At 70.1% G+C, this 16043-nt stretch carries 15 protein-coding genes; 10 read left to right on the forward strand and 5 right to left on the reverse strand.

Features of this window, described 5'->3' with window-relative positions; genetic code table 11:
* Window positions 1-80: 80 nt before the first annotated feature.
* Entirely contained in the window at window positions 81-1046 is a 966-nt protein-coding gene (locus tag LV79_RS16655) for a helix-turn-helix domain-containing protein (protein ID WP_253837667.1), read from the reverse strand.
* A 43-nt stretch (window positions 1047-1089) separates the two neighbouring features.
* On the opposite strand from LV79_RS16655, the gene LV79_RS16660 reads away from it, so the two are divergent.
* The 9 genes from LV79_RS16660 (at window position 1090) to LV79_RS16700 (ending at window position 10831) form a co-directional block, all read left to right on the forward strand.
* Entirely contained in the window at window positions 1090-1491 is a 402-nt protein-coding gene (locus LV79_RS16660) for a cupin domain-containing protein (RefSeq protein WP_253837669.1), read from the forward strand.
* Window positions 1488-2174: an RraA family protein gene (locus tag LV79_RS16665; protein WP_253837671.1), complete on the forward strand. Its 687-nt coding sequence runs from the start codon at window positions 1488-1490 to the stop codon at window positions 2172-2174. Before LV79_RS16660 ends, LV79_RS16665 begins: the two co-directional genes overlap by 4 nt.
* On the forward strand, window positions 2171-2803 hold the full coding sequence (locus LV79_RS16670; protein WP_253837680.1) for a maleylpyruvate isomerase N-terminal domain-containing protein: 633 nt from the start codon (window positions 2171-2173) through the stop codon (window positions 2801-2803). The genes LV79_RS16665 and LV79_RS16670 overlap by 4 nt, the downstream gene beginning before the upstream one ends.
* 413 nt (window positions 2804-3216) lie before the next feature.
* Window positions 3217-3318: a K(+)-transporting ATPase subunit F gene (gene kdpF, locus LV79_RS16675; RefSeq protein ID WP_121392537.1), complete on the forward strand. Its 102-nt coding sequence runs from the start codon at window positions 3217-3219 to the stop codon at window positions 3316-3318.
* The gene (gene kdpA / locus LV79_RS16680) at window positions 3318-4940 is read left to right on the forward strand and encodes a potassium-transporting ATPase subunit KdpA (RefSeq protein WP_253837682.1); all 1623 of its coding nucleotides are present in this window, start codon (window positions 3318-3320) and stop codon (window positions 4938-4940) included. The genes kdpF and kdpA overlap by 1 nt, the downstream gene beginning before the upstream one ends.
* A 35-nt stretch (window positions 4941-4975) precedes the next feature.
* Entirely contained in the window at window positions 4976-6988 is a 2013-nt protein-coding gene (gene kdpB, locus LV79_RS16685; RefSeq protein ID WP_253838540.1) for a potassium-transporting ATPase subunit KdpB, read from the forward strand.
* A 1-nt stretch (window position 6989) separates the two neighbouring features.
* Window positions 6990-7535 (forward strand): potassium-transporting ATPase subunit C, encoded by a 546-nt coding sequence (locus LV79_RS16690; RefSeq protein ID WP_253837690.1) that lies wholly within the window; start codon window positions 6990-6992, stop codon window positions 7533-7535.
* Between the two features lie 54 nt (window positions 7536-7589).
* Window positions 7590-10157, forward strand: coding sequence for a DUF4118 domain-containing protein (locus LV79_RS16695; protein ID WP_253837692.1), 2568 nt, complete (start codon window positions 7590-7592; stop codon window positions 10155-10157).
* On the forward strand, window positions 10154-10831 hold the full coding sequence (locus LV79_RS16700; RefSeq protein ID WP_253837694.1) for a response regulator: 678 nt from the start codon (window positions 10154-10156) through the stop codon (window positions 10829-10831). The genes LV79_RS16695 and LV79_RS16700 overlap by 4 nt, the downstream gene beginning before the upstream one ends.
* 199 nt (window positions 10832-11030) lie before the next feature.
* Here the strand turns inward: LV79_RS16700 and lysA are convergent, their stop codons facing one another.
* A complete protein-coding gene (gene lysA, locus LV79_RS16705; protein ID WP_372495358.1) occupies window positions 11031-12362 on the reverse strand; it encodes a diaminopimelate decarboxylase in 1332 nt (443 codons plus the stop codon).
* Between lysA and LV79_RS16710 the strand changes: the two genes are divergently transcribed.
* Complete coding sequence (locus LV79_RS16710; RefSeq protein WP_253837698.1) at window positions 12313-12795, forward strand: EamA family transporter; 483 nt, start codon at window positions 12313-12315, stop codon at window positions 12793-12795. The two genes, lysA and LV79_RS16710, sit on opposite strands and share 50 nt — an antisense overlap.
* Window positions 12796-12863: 68 nt before the next feature.
* On the opposite strand, the gene LV79_RS16715 is transcribed toward LV79_RS16710, so the two are convergent.
* The 3 genes from LV79_RS16715 to LV79_RS16725 are packed head-to-tail and all read right to left on the reverse strand — an operon-like array spanning window position 12864 to window position 15913.
* Entirely contained in the window at window positions 12864-14093 is a 1230-nt protein-coding gene (locus tag LV79_RS16715) for a phosphorothioated DNA-binding restriction endonuclease family protein (protein ID WP_253837699.1), read from the reverse strand.
* A gap of 54 nt (window positions 14094-14147) precedes the next feature.
* Entirely contained in the window at window positions 14148-14810 is a 663-nt protein-coding gene (locus LV79_RS16720) for a response regulator transcription factor (RefSeq protein ID WP_253837701.1), read from the reverse strand.
* Window positions 14807-15913: a sensor histidine kinase gene (locus LV79_RS16725; protein ID WP_253837703.1), complete on the reverse strand. Its 1107-nt coding sequence runs from the start codon at window positions 15911-15913 to the stop codon at window positions 14807-14809. The genes LV79_RS16720 and LV79_RS16725 overlap by 4 nt, the downstream gene beginning before the upstream one ends.
* Window positions 15914-16043 lie beyond the last annotated feature (130 nt).

The following is a 16043-nucleotide window of genomic DNA, read 5'->3' on the forward strand; positions in this document are numbered from 1 at the left end:
GCCTCACCCCGATCACCCCTCGATGCCTCGCGGCTCGCCCTCCGCCGCCGCCCAAGCCAGGTAGGCCCGCAGCATGGGTGTCAGCGGCGGGGGCCGAAGCGGCGGCGGTAGGCGGAGGGGGTGAGGCCGGTGTGGCGGCGGAGTTGGGTGCGGAGGTTGGTGGCCGTGCCCAGGCCCGCAGCGGCGGCTACGTGGTCGAGGGAGAGGGAGTCGTTCTCGAGGAGGCGGCAGGCGAGGGTGATGCGTTCGGTGGTGAGCCAGGCCAGGGGGGTGGTGCCGAGTTCGGCCTGGAAGCGGCGGTGCAGGGTGGCTTGGCTGGTGGCGGCCGTGGCGGCGAGGGCGGCGACGGTGATGGGGTCGCCGAGGCGGGCGCGGGCCCAGGTCAGGACCGGGGCGAGGGAGGTGTCCAGGCGGGGCGGGAGGGGGCGGTCGACGAACTGGCGTTGGCCGCCGTCACGGTGGCCCGCGAAGATGAGCCTGCGGCTGACGATGTTGGCGATCTCGGCGCCGTGGTCGCGGCGGATGACGTGCAGCCCCAGGTCCAGCGCGGCGGCGCTCCCGGCGGCGGTGAGCACGTCCCCGTCGTCGACGAACAGCACGTCCGGCTCCAGCAGCACCCCCGGGTGGCGGCGCGCGAACTCCTCCACCCACCGCCAGTGCGTGGTCACCCGCCGCCCCTCGATCACCCCCGCCTCGGCAAGGGTGAACGCGCCGGTGCAGAAGCTCAGCAGCCGGGCACCCCGGTCGGCGGCCCGGCGGATCGCGGCGTGCACCTCGGGTCGCACGGGCACCACCGGGTCCGGCCGGTTCGGCACGATCACCGTGTCCGCCCGGTCCACCGCGTCGAGCCCCGCGACCCCCGACAGGGTGAACATACCCAGGTGCATCCGGACGGTCGGCTCGGCCGCGCACAGCTCGAACTCGTACCACGGCCGCTCCAGCTCCGGCCTGCGCAGACCGAACAACTCCGTGGCCACGCCCAGCTCGAACGGGTTGGAGCCCGCGTCGACGATGGCCACCACCCGGTGCGAGGATCCTTTCGACATGTGCGATTACTAGCACTCGCCGACCCCCGCGCGCACCACCACCATGGGCGGGGTGAACACACCGATCGACCTCGCCACGGCCTTCGCGGCGTTCGACCAGGCCTGGAGCCCCCGACTGGCGGCGAAGGTCAACGACTACGACATCCGGCTGGCCCGGTTCGCCGGTGAGCACGTCTGGCACGTGCACAACGACACCGACGAGTTCTTCCTGGTGATCGCGGGCGAGATCGAGATCGCCCTGCGCGACCCGGACGAGCGGACCGTGGTGCTGCCGCAGGGCTCGCTGTTCGTCGTCCCGCGCGGCACCTTCCACAAGCCGTCGTCCGCTGGTGGCGCCCAGGTCCTGCTGGTCGAGCCCACCGGCACCCTCTCGGTCGGCGACGACCACGACGAGGTCCCCGACCACGTCGACGCCACCACCGGCCACGCCCTGGAGCTGACGTGAGCGACCTCGCCGACCGGTTCGCGCAACTGACCACGGCCCACTTCACCGACGCGTGCGTGCGCGCGGGCGTCGAGGTGCGGACGGTCTCACTGGTGGGGGTGCACCCGGCCGACCGCGTCTTCGGGCGGGTCCTGCCTGCTCGACACGCGGGCAGCGTGGACATCTTCCTGGAGGCCTTCGAGTCCGCCCAGCCCGGTGACGTCCTCGTGGTCGACAACGGCGGCCGACGGGACCACGCCTGCGTGGGTGACCTGGTCGTGCTGGAGGGGAAGGGCGCCGGGATCGCCGGGGTGGTCATCTGGGGCCTGCACCGCGACACCGCCGACATCCGCGTCATCGGCCTCCCCGTGTTCAGCCTCGGCTCCATCCCGACCGGCCCCTTGGTGCCCGAGGTCCGCCGCCCTGACGCCCTCGAGTCGGCGGATGTCGGCCCGTGGACCGTGACGCGTGACGACCTGGTCCTCGGCGACGACGACGGCATCCTCTTCATCCCCGCCACCCACGCCGAGGACCTGTTCGACCTGGCCGAGTCCATCCGCGACACCGAACGCGCCCAAGCCGACCGCATCCGCGCGGGCACAAGCCTCCGCTCCCAGGTCGACTTCAGCCGCTACCTAGCCACCGACCCACCAGTCTCCTTCCGCGAACACCTCCGCACCGTGGGCGGGGCGATCGAGGAATGAGCACACAGGCCTTCCTGGACGCCGCCCAGGTATCCCTCGCCCTGCTCCGCGACCCGGCAGTGGCAGCGGCGTGGGACAAACCGAGCGCCCTGCCCAAGTTCGGCGTCGCCGGTCTGGCGGGCCACCTGGCCTACGAGGTGCTGGTGGTCGCCGAGGTGCTGGCAGACCCGCCGCCGGAGGAGCCGCGGATCTCCCTGCTCGACCACTACAGCCGCGCCGCCTGGGTCGACTCCGGCGTCGACAGCCCCATCAACACCAACATCCGCGCAGGCGGCGACCAACTAGCCGCCGACGGCCTCGCGGCCCTGGCGGACCGGTTCGAGACCACCCTGGACTCGCTCGCGGAAACCCTCCCCGCCCTCCCCGACCGCACTGTCCGAATGCGACTGTGGGGCCCCTGGTCACTCGCCCTGTCCGACCTGCTCATCACCCGCACCATGGAACTCGTCGTCCACGCCGACGACCTAGCGGTGAGCGTCGGCACCCCAACCCCACCCTTCCCCGACCACACCAACACCGTCGTCATCGACCTCCTCACCGCCCTGTCCACCCGCAAACACGGCCCAGTAGCCCTAATCCGAGCCCTCACCCGCGCCGAACGAGCCCCAACCACGATCACAGCCTTCTAGGCCACCCACTCCCCCGCCCCCAACCGAATACCCGAGTCCACGACTGGACCAAGCTCCATCACCCCACCGGCACGGCTGAGCCGATTCTGCCGGAACCGCCGCACGCAGGAACGCGTCGTCATGACCACGACGTGTAGTCGTTCAGCTCTCCTAGGTGGTCACGACCGGGTCGCCGGAGGAGACGTGGGTCGCAGCGCCGTCAACATCGCGTAAAGGACCCGGTCGCGCGCGTCAAGGAGTCGTCAGGCATCGCTGAACGGGGCGTTTTCTCGTGCACTCTTCCGGCGTCGCGGTCCATCCGGTGGACCGCTTGAGGTCGGAGAGGAGCGCGCCGTGGCGGATCTCGGTTACGCGTTGCTGCTGGTTGGTGTGTTCCTGGTGTTGGCGTTGACGGTGCGCGGTCTGGAGAAGTTGTGAGCGGCACGGGTGTCGTGGCGAACGTCGTCGGTGGCGTCCTCGCCCTGGTGTTGATCGGGTATCTGTTCGTCGCGCTGATCAGGCCGGAGAAGTTCTGATGCCCTCGACTGTGGCAGGCCTGCTCCAGGTCGGCGTGTTGGTGGTCGCCTTGGCCGTGGTGTACCGGCCGTTCGGCGACTACATGGCGCGGGTGTACACCAGCACCAAGCACTCCCGGGTGGAGCACGCCGTCTACCGCGCCGCGCGGGTCGACCCGGACTCCGAGCAGCGGTGGGGCACCTACGCCCAAGCCGTGATCGGGTTCTCGTTCGTCAGCGTGGTCCTGCTGATCATCCTGCAACGGGTCCAGTCGATCCTGCCGTTCGACTACGGTCGTGGCACCGTGTCGCCGGGGATGGCGTTCAACACCGCGATCAGCTTCGTGACCAACACGAACTGGCAGTCCTACGTCCCCGAGTCCGTCCTGGGCCACACCGTGCAGATGGTGGGGCTCACGGTGCAGAACTTCGTCTCCGGCGCCGTGGGCATGGCGGTTGCCGTCGCGTTGGTGCGCGGGTTCACCCGCGACCAGAGCGACCGGTTGGGCAACTTCTGGGTCGACCTCACCAGGGGAACCATCCGGATCCTGTTGCCGGTGGCCGGTGTCTTCGCCGTCGTGCTGGTGGCCACGGGTGTCGTGATGAGCCTGAGGTCCGGGGTCACTGTGGACGGTCAGACGGTCGCGACCGCGCCGGTCGCGTCGCAAGAGGCGATCAAGGAGCTGGGCACCAACGGCGGCGGCGTCCTGAACGCGAACTCGGCGCACCCGTTCGAGAACCCGAACGGCTGGTCGAACCTGATCGAGATCTTCTTGATCCTGCTCATCCCGGTCTGCCTGACCCGCACGTTCGGCACGATGGTCGGCAACCGCAAGCAGGGCTACGTCCTGCTCGGCGTCATGGGTGTGCTGTGGTCGGCGATGCTCGCGGTGATCTGGACCGCCGAGGCGAACGGCCTGCGCCCCTTGGAGGGCAAGGAAACCCGCTTCGGCATCCCGTCGAGCGCGCTGTTCGCCGACACGACCACCGCGACCTCCACCGGTGCGGTGAACGCGATGCACGACAGCTTCACCGGCCTGGGCGGCGGTGGGACGTTGCTGAACATGCTCTTCGGCGAGATGACACCGGGCGGTGTCGGTACCGGCCTCTACAGCATCCTGGTCATGGCGATCATCGCGATGTTCCTGGCGGGGCTCATGGTCGGGCGCACCCCGGAGTACCTGGGCAAGAAACTCGGCAAGCGCGAGGTGACCGCGGCGGCGATCTCGATCCTGGCGATGCCGACGGTGGTGCTCATCGGTGCCGGTATCGCGGCCGTCGTTCCCGCCACGCAAGGCGCGTTGAACAACCACGGCTCGCACGGGCTCTCGGAGATCCTCTACGCCTACGCCTCGGCCTCGAACAACAACGGCAGCGCGTTCGCGGGCATCACCGTCACCAACGACTGGTTCCAGGCCTCGCTCGGCGTCTGCATGGCGCTGGGCCGGTTCATCCCCATCATCGCGGTGCTGTGCCTGGCCGGGTCGCTGGCCAAGCAGAAGAAGGTGCCCGCGACGGCGGGCACGCTGCCCACGACGGGTCCGCTGTTCGCGACCCTGTTGACCGGGGCGATCGTGCTGGTCGCCGCGTTGACCTTCGTTCCCGCTCTCGCTCTCGGTCCCATCGCGGAGGCCCTGCTGTGACCACTCCGACAACAACCCGGCGGACTCCCGAACAGATCCGCGACCGCCACGCCGCCAACCTGGGCCACCAGGTGTCCGCGGGCATCTTCAACCCCCGGCAGTTGCTCGTGTCCTTCCCGGACGCGCTGCGCAAGTTCCACCCCCGCCACCAGCTCCGCAACCCGGTCATGTTCGTGGTCTGGGTCGGGTCGATCCTGGTCACGGTGTTCGCTGTCGGTGACCCGAGCGTCTTCACCACCGCGGTCGCGGTGTGGCTGTGGGCGACCGTCCTGTTCGCCAACCTGGCCGAGGCCGTCGCCGAGGGGCGCGGCAAGGCGCAGGCGGAGTCGCTGCGCAAGACCAAGAAGGACGCTGTCGCGCGGCGCACGACCGGCGAGACGGTGCCCGGCACCGAGTTGAAGATCGGTGACCTGGTCGTGGTCGAGGCGGGCGAGGTGATCCCCGGCGACGGCGACGTGGTCGAGGGCATCGCCACTGTCGACGAGTCGGCGATCACCGGCGAGTCGGCCCCGGTCATCCGGGAGTCCGGCGGTGACCGCTCAGCGGTGACCGGCGGCACGACCGTGCTGTCCGACCGGATCATCGTGCGGATCACCACCACACCCGGCGAGTCCTTCGTGGACCGGATGATCGCGTTGGTCGAAGGCGCCGAACGGCAGAAGACGCCCAACGAGATCGCCCTGACCATCCTGCTGTCGACCCTCACGATCATCTTCCTGCTCGCCGTGGTCGCGTTGCAGCCGTTCGCGATCTTCTCCGGCGGCGAGCAGTCGGTGATCGTGCTGACCGCGCTGCTGGTCTGCCTGATCCCCACCACCATCGGCGCCCTGCTCTCGGCGATCGGCATCGCGGGCATGGACCGGCTCGTGCAGCGCAACGTCCTCGCGACCTCGGGCAAGGCGGTGGAAGCCGCGGGCGACATCGACACCCTCCTGTTGGACAAGACCGGCACCATCACCTGGGGCAACCGCCGGGCCACCGGGTTCATCCCGGTCGGCGGGACGTCGGTGGACACCCTGGTCGACGCGGTCCGGCTCGCCAGTCTGGCCGACGGCACCCCGGAGGGGCGCAGCATCGTCGACCTGTGCGTGACCGAGTACGGCCGCGCCGCCGAGCCCACCGACCGGGAGAAGACGGGCGAGTTCGTCCCGTTCACCGCGCAGACCAGGATGAGCGGCATCGACCTCGGCGACCGCCGGATCCGCAAGGGCGCGGCCAGCGGGTTCGTCACCTCCGACGAGACCCGCCGGGTGGTCGACGAGATCAGCGCCCAGGGCGGCACGCCGCTGGTGGTCGCGGAGAACGACGCGGTGCTCGGCGTCATCCGCCTGTCCGACGTGGTCAAGCCCGGCATGAAGGACCGGTTCGCCGAGCTGCGCGCCATGGGCATCCGCACGGTGATGGTCACCGGCGACAACCCGCTGACCGCGAAGGCGATCGCGGCCGAGGCCGGAGTGGACGACTTCCTCGCCGAGGCCAAGCCCGAGGACAAGATGGCCCTGATCCGCGCCGAGCAAGAGGGCGGCAAGCTGGTCGCGATGACCGGCGACGGCACCAACGACGCCCCCGCCCTGGCCCAGTCCGACGTCGGCGTCGCGATGAACACCGGCACCTCGGCGGCCAAAGAGGCCGGGAACATGGTCGACCTCGACTCCGACCCGACCAAGCTCATCGAGATCGTGGAGATCGGCAAGCAGCTGCTGATCACCCGCGGCGCGCTGACCACCTTCAGCGTCGCCAACGACCTCGCGAAGTACTTCGCGATCCTCCCGGCCATGTTCGCCGCCATCTACCCGCAGCTCGGCGGGCTCAACGTCATGGGGCTGCACTCGCCCAACTCGGCGATCCTGTCCGCGGTCATCTTCAACGCGCTGATCATCGTGGTGCTCATCCCGCTCGCCCTGCGCGGCGTCCGCTACAAGCCCTCCAGCGCCTCGGCGCTGCTGCGGCGCAACCTGCTCGTCTACGGTCTCGGCGGCATCGTCACCCCGTTCGCCGGGATCTGGCTCATCGACCTGCTCGTACGACTCATCCCCGGGATCGGCTGACATGACCAACTTCGGCAAGCAGGCACTCGCGGGGCTGCGCGTGTTGCTGGTCCTCACTCTCATCACCGGCATCCTCTACCCGGCCGCGGTGTGGGCGGTCTCCCGGCTACCGGGGCTGCAGGCCAACGCCGAGGCGGTGGACACCACGCTGGTCGCAGTCACCCGGGAAGGTGACGGGTGGTTCTTCCCCCGGCCGTCGGCGGCAACCCTCCCGGCGTCCGGGGGCTCCAACAAGGGCGAGCTGAACGAGGACTACACCGCGGTCATCGCCGAGCGCCGCGCGGAGGTCGCCCAGCGGGAAGGGGTCGCGGAGGACCTCGTGCCCCAAGACGCGGTCACCGCGTCCGCCTCGGGGCTGGACCCGCACATCAGCGACGCCTACGCGCAGCTGCAGGTGTCCCGGGTGGCACGCGCGAACGGATTGTCCGACGATGCGGTCCGCGCGCTCGTCGCCGAGCACACCGACGGCCGCGGCCTCGGCATCCTCGGTGAACCGGGTGTCAACGTCACCGCGCTCAACCGCGCGCTCGACGAGACCGCGAAGTGACAAACGCGGGCGGGTCGCCCACCGGCGACCCGCCCGCTTCGGGAGATGGACACGATGGACGAGCGCAAACGCGGCGAACTGCGGATCTACCTCGGCGCCGCCCCCGGCGTCGGCAAGACGTTCGCGATGCTCGGCGAGGCCCACCGCCGCCGGGAACGCGGCACCGACGTGGTCGTCGGCCTGGTCGAGACCCACGGCAGGGAGAAGACCGCTCAGCTCGTGGCCGGGCTGGACGTGCTGCCCCTGGCGCGAGTGCACCACCGCGGCCTCGACCTCACCGAGATGGACATCGACGCCCTGCTCGCCCGCGCCCCCGAGGTCGCCGTGGTCGACGAGCTCGCGCACACCAACGTCCCCGGCTCCCGCAACGCCAAACGCTGGGAGGACGTCGAGGAGCTGCTGGCCGCCGGGATCGACGTGCTGTCCACGGTGAACGTGCAGCACCTGGAGTCGCTCAACGACGTCGTCGCGCGCATCACCGGCGTCGAGCAGCACGAGACCGTGCCCGACGAGGTGGTGCGCCGCGCCGAACAGGTCGAACTCGTGGACCTCACCCCGGAAGCACTGCGCAGACGCCTCGCGCACGGCAACGTCTACGCCGCCCACAAGATCGACGCCGCCCTGGGCAACTACTTCCGCGTCGGGAACCTCACCGCGCTGCGCGAGCTGGCGCTGCTGTGGGTCGCCGACCAGGTCGACGTCGCCCTGCAGCGCTACCGGGCCGAGCAGCGCATCACCGACACCTGGGAAGCCCGCGAACGCGTCGTCGCCGCCATCACCGGCGGCCCCGAGAGCGAGACCCTCATCCGCCGCGCCCGGCGGATCGCCCTCCGAGCCGGGGCGGAGCTGATGGTCGTCCACATCATGCGGGGCGACGGACTCACCGGACCGCCCGCCGAATCAGTCGCCAGGTTCCGCAAGACCACCGAGGACGTCGGCGCGACCTTCCACAGCGTCGTCGGCGACGACGTCCCCAGCGCGCTGCTCGACTTCGCCCGCGGTGTGAACGCCACCCAGCTCGTCCTCGGCACCTCTCGCCGGTCCCGGCTGGCCCGTGTCTTCGACGAAGGCATCGGTTCTGCCGTCGTGCGGGAGTCCGGCCCGATCGACGTGCACATGGTCACCCACGACGAGGCCCGCGGGGCCCGCCGCAGGGAGGTCGGCCACAACGCGCTGACCCCGCGGCGGAAGGTCTCAGGCTGGGCGTCGGCGGTGATCCTCCCCCTCGTGGTCACCGGCATCGGGCTGATCACCCGCAGCGAGGTGGCCTTCTCCACCGACCTCATCGGATTCTTCCTCGCCACCGTCATCGTCGCCCTCGTCGGCGGCCTCGGCCCCGCGGTCGGAGCCGCGCTGCTCGGGGCGGGACTGTTGAACTACTTCTTCACGGAGCCCTACTACAGCCTCGCGGTCAACACCCCGGAGAACCTGGTCACCCTCGTAGCGATGCTCATCGTCGCCGTCCTGGTCGCGCTCGTCGTCGACCGGGCCGCACGACTGGCCGAGCAGGGCGCCCGGACCCGCACCGAGGCGGAACTGCTCGCCTCCTACGCCCGCACGGTGCTGACCCACCCGCACCCGTTGGACCGGCTGCTGGACAAGGTCCGGGAGAACTTCGCCCTGGAGTCCGTCGCCCTGCTCGAACGCGGCGACGGCGAATGGCATCGAGTCGCGTGCGTCGGGCCGCGACCGTGCGGCGAACCCGACGACGCCGATGTCACCGTGCCGGTCACCGCCGACGTCCAACTCGCGCTGCGCGGACGCGCGCTGCCCGCCAGCGACCAACGCGCCCTGGAGGCCGCCGCCGGGCAGGCACTGCTGGCTTTGCGACAGCAACGCATGGCCGCCGAGACCAGACAAGCGCGGCAACGGGCCGAGACCACCGAACTGCGGACCGCGCTGCTCTCCGCCGTCGGGCACGACCTGCGCACCCCGCTGACCTCGATCAAGGCCGCGGTCGGCAGCCTGCGCACGCCCGACCTGGTGCTGTCCGAGCAGGACACCGCGGATCTGCTGGAGACAGTCGAGATCTCCGTCGACCGGCTGACCGGACTGGTCGACAACCTGCTCGACTCCTCTCGGCTGGCCACCGGCGCTGTCTCACCGCGGCTGCGGCCGGTCACCTACGACGAAGCCGTCGCGCGCGCGTTGGCAGGCATCGACGAGCGCGACGTCTTGGCCGTGGACGTCCCCGAACACCTGCCCCCGGTCATCGCCGACATCGGCCTGCTCGAACGCGTCGTGGCCAACGTCATCGACAACGCCCTGCGCCACGGCCGCCTGAGCCCGCGCCGCGAGGTCGACGTGGACGGCGACGGGATCGTCACCGCCGACGAACCCGAGATCGCCATCCGCGCCAGCACCTACCTCGACCGCGTCGAACTCCGTGTCGTCGACCACGGCCACGGCCTACCGAAGAACGCCGCGAGCGCGGTGTTCGCCCCGTTCCAACGCCTCGGCGACCGCGACAACATCCCCGGTGTCGGCCTGGGCCTCAGCGTCGCCAAGGGCTTCACCGACGCCATGGGCGGCACGATCACCGCCGAGGACACCCCCGGCGGTGGCCTCACCATCGTCATCTCGCTGCCAGTGGCAGCCCCGAACGACCAGGCGGCACAGTGACAACCGTGCTCATCGTCGACGACGAGCCCCAGATCGTCCGCGCCCTGCGCATCAACCTCACGGCCCGCGGCTACGACATCCTCACCGCCCACGACGGCGCCACCGCCCTGCACCAGGCGGCCGAGGGCAAACCGGACCTCGTCGTACTCGACCTCGGCCTGCCCGACATGGACGGCACCGACGTCATCGCCGGGCTGCGCGGCTGGACCAGAGTGCCCATCGTCGTGCTCTCCGCGCGCTCCGGTTCAGAGGGCAAGGTCCGCGCGCTGGACGCCGGAGCCGACGACTACATCACCAAACCGTTCGGAATGGACGAACTCCTCGCCCGGCTCCGGGCCGCGCTCCGCCGCTCCGCGCAGCACGAGATCGACCAGCCGGTCGTGCGCACGGCGTCGTTCAGCATCGACCTGACCGCCAAACGCGTCCACCGCGACGGGGTCGAGGTCCACCTGACGCCCACGGAGTGGGGGATGCTGGAAGTCCTGGCTCGCAGCAACGGCAAACTGGTGACCCAGAAGCAACTGCTGCACCAGGTCTGGGGCGAGGACTACACCACCGAAACCCACTACCTGCGCGTGTACCTGGCCCAGCTTCGACGCAAGCTGGAGCCCGTTCCGTCGAAGCCGCGGCACCTGATCACCGAGCCCGGCATGGGCTACCGGTTCGAGCTCTGATCTCAAGACAGCGCACTGGATCGGGCCGCGCCTGTTGAGGTTCCGTCAAGGACGGACCGGCTCCGACGGTGGTGAGGTGCGAGAGGGGCGTGCACAATTCCGCGCAGCGCCAGCCGACCCCTGCTGGGACCTGACGCTGACCCCGCGCACAGCTGAGGCGTTCCCCACACGCGGGAACGCCTCAGCTGTGCGGGTTCGGCTACATGTCGCGGCGCAGCAGGTCTTCCTCGGTTTCGCGGCGGACGAGCAGTCGCGTCTCGCCGTTCAGGACGCCGACGATCGGTGGCCTGCCGACGAGGTTGTAGTTCGAGGCCAGCGCGTGGTGGTAGGCGCCGGTGACCGGCACGGCGAGCAGGTCGCCCGCGTGGATGTCGGCAGGCAGCGACACGTCCTCCGCCAGCACGTCCCCGGCTTCGCAGTGCCGCCCGACGACGGTGGCCGGGGCTCGTCGAAGCGGCGTGGGCCTGCCGACCACGCGCACCGCGTAGCGGGCCCCGTAGAGCGCGGGGCGCGGGTTGTCGCTCATCCCGCCGTCGACGGCGACGAACGTGCGCGAGACCCCTCGTTTGACGGTGATGACGCGGTAGAGCGTCACGCCCGCGTTGGCCACGAGGGACCGACCGGGCTCGACGAGGACCCGCGGCACCGGGACGCGGTGGGCGGCGCACTCATAGTTCAGCGCCACACGCAGCCGGTGCGCGAAGCCGACCAGGTCGAACGTGTCCTCCCCCGGCAGGTAGGGCACCGCGAAGCCGCCGCCGAGGTCGAGTTCGGCGACCTCGACACCGTGCGAGGACCGGACCGCGGCGATGAGACCCACCATCCGGCGGACCGCCTCCTCGTACGCGGCGACCCGGCGGACCTGCGAGCCGATGTGGCAGTGCAGGCCCGCCAACCGCAGGCCGGGCTGCTCCAGCACGCACCGCACGGCCTCCAGCGCGGCACCGGAGGCCAGGGAGAACCCGAACTTCTGGTCCTCCACACCGGTCGCGATCGCGCGGTGGGTGTGCGCGTCGACGCCGGGGGTCACCCGGACCATCACGCGCTGCCCAGGGCCTGCCAACGCACCCAACTGGGCGATCTCGTCGAACGAGTCCACGACGATCCTGCCCACCCCGTACGCCAAGGCGGCCTTCAGGTCCTCGGCGATCTTGACGTTGTCATGCAGCACGACCCGCTCAGCCGGGAAACCCACCGACCGCGCCACCGCCAACTCACCCGCCGAGCACACGTCCAGCGACAAGCCTTCCGACGCCATCCACCCGTACACCGCGCGACACGGCAGGGACTTGCCCGCGAACACGACCTCGGCCTCCGGCAGCACTTCCCGGAACGCGCGAACCCGGCGCCGGACCTCGGCCTCGTCCACGACCTGGCACGGCGTGCCGAACCGCGCCGCCAGCCGGGTGGCGGGCACCCCACCGATCACCAAGTCACCGTCGACCAACCGGGCGCTCGACCGCGGTGGCACCGTGCCGCTGGTGGCGCTCCTGCTGGTACTCGCCGCGGCCGGGAGCTGGGCGATCGGCAACGTCTGCACCCGGATCGCCCAACCCGACGACGGATTCCGCCTCACCATCTGGTCGTGCCTCATCCCGCCCGTCCCGCTGTTCCTGCTCTCGATCGCGGCCGAGGGCGCCGACCGCGGCCTCACGGCGATCGCCGACGCCGACATCACCACCTGGCTCGCCCTCGGATACGTCGTCGTGTTCGCCACCATCCTCGCCCTCGGCGTCTGGTCGATGCTGCTCGGCCGCTACCCCGCACACAAGGTCGTGCCGTTCGCCCTGCTGATCCCCGTCGTCGGCATCCCCACCGGCTGGCTGGTCGAAGGCGACGTCATCACCCTGCCCATGCTGGCAGGCGCACTGGTCGTGCTCGCGGGCCTGTACTTCGTGACCATCCGAGCCCGGGTCGACCAGACCGCCAAGCGCGAACCGGCGGAGGCCACGCCGTCGCGGTGACACCCCGACGAGTCAGCAGCGCCTGCCCACACTGGCCCGCGAGTGTCTTCGTAGCGCCGCAGACTGACCTAGTGCAGTGTGTCGCCTACAGAAATAGCGCAGGCGGCGCGGTGGTATTCGATATGGGATTCGTCGAGCGAATGGTTCGTGTTCCGGCGCAGCGTCCCGAGAACGTGCCCATCCCAGATGAACCGGACCGTTTCTTCTTCGTCGATGTAGATGGTGAATGTGTCGAACAGGATGTGGCAACGCGGACACAGGCACAACAGGTTGGACAGCTCGTCGGGTCCGTGGTGCGGAGCGCCGAGCCCTCGGATGTGAGCCGCTTCGCTGTAGTACCCGACGGCTGTGCGCAGTCGGTCGCCGCACAGCTGGCACCTGTCGTCGTGCAACGCCTTCACTTCGCGGACGAGCACCGAGTTGCGAATGATGACCGACCGGGTGGTCGACCGCCTCCCCGCGGGCTCACTCGTCCCGTTGTCGGAAACACTTCCGGCAGCGGTCTCCTGATCGGCGAGCCCGACGGCCACCAGCAGCGGCGAGCGGTCCACGATGTCGTCGAGGTACTCGGCAAGCAGGATGTTGACGGCCCTCGTACGCAGGGCGGTGTCAGCGCGCAGCAGCTGGAAGGTCTCCTCGGTGAATCCGGCACTGGGCCGCAACTCGTCGAACCTGGTCGCCCGCGGCTTGTATCCCGGCGTCGCCTCGACGCCGTCCACTTCCCAGAACCCGGTTTTGTGCAGGTGCCAGAACGGGTACTCCGGTGTCGCGGCGTGCTCGCCGCCGAAGGCACGGAGAAGTGCGCCCACCTCGCGACGGAAGTCCACCCAGGCATGCATCCGAGGCGCACCCGCGGCCAGCCTGCCGATCGCCCAGAGCAGGCTCAGCGGCTGGTGCCTGCTCGCCCGTCCGCCAAGATGGTGACGGTTGAGTTTTCTCAGCTGTCCGGTGAACTTCGCCCGCGATCTCTCACGCTGCTCCGGGGTACGCCTACCGCCGTCACCTTCGGGAGCAGCGTGCGGCTCCTTGCTCCGCACCAGGAAGCCCAGACTCTCCAGGTGCCGCCCCACGGTCGCACGCCCCCCGCTGAACTGGTCGGATGCCAGCACCTTCCCGTCCAAGAACTCGTGAGCGACCCCGACAATCGCCTTCGAGTCGTACTCCCCGCTGCCGTGGACCAGCACGTACTCGCGAGCGGGATGAAACCCGTAGTGGGCAAGGAAGGCAGTACGTCCCATGTTGTCACATCGCGCGATGGCGTTGAGCACGTCCTGCCGTCGAACATCGGAGTACCCCATGGTCCGAGCCTATCGAGACCGCTGCGATGAAGGCGCTGCTTCATCACGTGAACGTCAAGCCGGGTGGATGAGGCCGGTTTCGTAGGCGAAGATGACGGCCTGGATGCGGTCGCGGAGTTCTAGTTTGGGGAGGATGCGGCCCAGGTGGGATTTCACGGTTGCTTCGGCGAGGTTCAGGGTGGTGGCGATCTCGGCGTTGGATAGGCCGGAGGCGACCTGGATGAGCACCTCGCGTTCGCGGGTGCTGAGTCGGTTCAGGCGCGCGTCGCGGGCGGTGGTGGTGGGGTCGGGGATGTGGGGTCGGAACTTCTCCAGTAGGCGGTGGGTGATGCGCGGGGAGACCACCGAGTTGCCCGCGGCCACGGTGCGGATCGCGGTGAGGAGTTCCTGGGGGCGGGTGTTCTTCAGCAGGAAGCCCGAGGCCCCGGCCTTGAGCCCGGCGAAGGCGTACTCGTCCAGGTCGAAGGTGGTGAGGATCAGCACCTTGGTCTGCGGACAGGTCCGGGTGATCTCCCGGGTCGCCTCGATCCCGTCGGTTCCCGGCATGCGGACGTCCATGAGGACGACGTCGGGGCGCAGGTCGGCGGCCAGGCGGATGGCGGTGGCGCCGTCCACTGCCTCGCCGACCGGCACCAGGTCCGGTTCGGCCTCCAAGATCATGCTGAACGCCATGCGCAGCAGTGCCTCGTCGTCGGCGATCAGGACGCGGATCGTCATGCGGACACCGCTAGATCGCCGCCGAGCACGAGGCGGGTGTGCACGCCCCAGCCGCCACCGGGAAGCGGTCCGGCAAGCACCGTCCCCCCATAGCCCGCCGAACGCTCGCGCATGCCGGTGATGCCGTGGCCAGCAGGGGTCGCGAGGGAAGCCGGGCCCGTGTCCGTGACGTCGACTGTCACGGTCTCGGCACCGCACTCGATCCGGACCTTCGCCTGCGTGCCGGTCGGTGTGTGCTTGAGGGTGTTGGTCAACGCTTCCTGCACCAGGCGGTAGACGGTCAGTTGCGCGGTCGCGGGTATGTGCGCGTGGCCGCCGTCGATGTCGAGGCTGGTCGGGAGTCCGGCGGCGCACATCTGGCCCGCGAGGGTCTCCAGTTGCGCGATGCCGGGCAACGGGTGGCGCGCCGCGTCCGGTTCGTCGGTGCGCAGGACGCCGAGTGAGCGCCGCATGTCGGTCAGTGCCTGCCTGCCGGTCTCGGAGACCTGGAGCATCGCGGTGGTGGCCTTGTCCGGCGACCGGTGTTGCGCGTGGACGGCGGCGTCGGTGAGCGCGACCATGACGGACAGGTTGTGGGTGACGATGTCGTGCATCTCCCGGGTGATCCTGGCTCTCTCCTCGGCAACGGCCCGGTCCCGCACGGCTTCCAGGTAGGCGCGGGTGGTTCGGGCGTTCACACCGAGGACGGCCGCGGCGACGACCACGGCGGTGAGCGCGGCGAACGGGGTCAGGAACGCGCCATCCGTCGCCCAGCGCAGGCAGGCGAAGGCGGCCCCGATCTCCACGACGGTGACGGCGACGAGCGTGACGCGCCTGCTCGAGGTCGCGGCCACTGTGTACAGAGCGACCAGCAGTGCGATGGCCGCTGGCAACTGGATGTCCACCAGCAACTGGACGAAGGCAGCGGTCGCCACCGCGCCGAACACCGCGAGCGGGGCCCGGCGCCGCCAGACCAACGGGAGCGCGAGTGCGACGGTGAGTGCGGCGGCCAACGGCAACTCGGCGGGTGTCCACATGGTCAGGACGTTCAGCAGGAGAAGCGCAGGCAGCAGCGAGTCCCACACCGCCTGCGGCAGCCGGGACGCCCAGCGCCGCTCGGTCATCACAGGGCGATGGTAGGTCGACGGTCGCGCCGCGCACATGAGCCTGGCGTCTGACTGCGGCGGGCCGGATTACGACCACGGGAGGAGTCCCGATACCTCCTGCGGTCGTAGTCCGGCCGCTGATCCGGGG

It is taken from the genome of Actinokineospora globicatena, from assembly GCF_024171945.1.
Lineage (GTDB): Bacteria > Actinomycetota > Actinomycetes > Mycobacteriales > Pseudonocardiaceae > Actinokineospora > Actinokineospora globicatena.

What these genes read in the sequence shown, in the direction of transcription:
- LV79_RS16655 (WP_253837667.1), bottom strand. Translation starts at nt 1,046, where the DNA reads ATGTCGAAAGGATCCTCGCACCGGGTGGTGGCCATCGTCGACGCGGGC.
- LV79_RS16660 (WP_253837669.1), top strand. Translation starts at nt 1,090, where the DNA reads ATGGGCGGGGTGAACACACCGATCGACCTCGCCACGGCCTTCGCGGCG.
- LV79_RS16670 (WP_253837680.1), top strand. Translation starts at nt 2,171, where the DNA reads ATGAGCACACAGGCCTTCCTGGACGCCGCCCAGGTATCCCTCGCCCTG.
- kdpA (WP_253837682.1), top strand. Translation starts at nt 3,318, where the DNA reads ATGCCCTCGACTGTGGCAGGCCTGCTCCAGGTCGGCGTGTTGGTGGTC.
- LV79_RS16690 (WP_253837690.1), top strand. Translation starts at nt 6,990, where the DNA reads ATGACCAACTTCGGCAAGCAGGCACTCGCGGGGCTGCGCGTGTTGCTG.
- LV79_RS16695 (WP_253837692.1), top strand. Translation starts at nt 7,590, where the DNA reads ATGGACGAGCGCAAACGCGGCGAACTGCGGATCTACCTCGGCGCCGCC.
- LV79_RS16715 (WP_253837699.1), bottom strand. Translation starts at nt 14,093, where the DNA reads ATGGGGTACTCCGATGTTCGACGGCAGGACGTGCTCAACGCCATCGCG.
- LV79_RS16720 (WP_253837701.1), bottom strand. Translation starts at nt 14,810, where the DNA reads ATGACGATCCGCGTCCTGATCGCCGACGACGAGGCACTGCTGCGCATG.
- LV79_RS16725 (WP_253837703.1), bottom strand. Translation starts at nt 15,913, where the DNA reads ATGACCGAGCGGCGCTGGGCGTCCCGGCTGCCGCAGGCGGTGTGGGAC.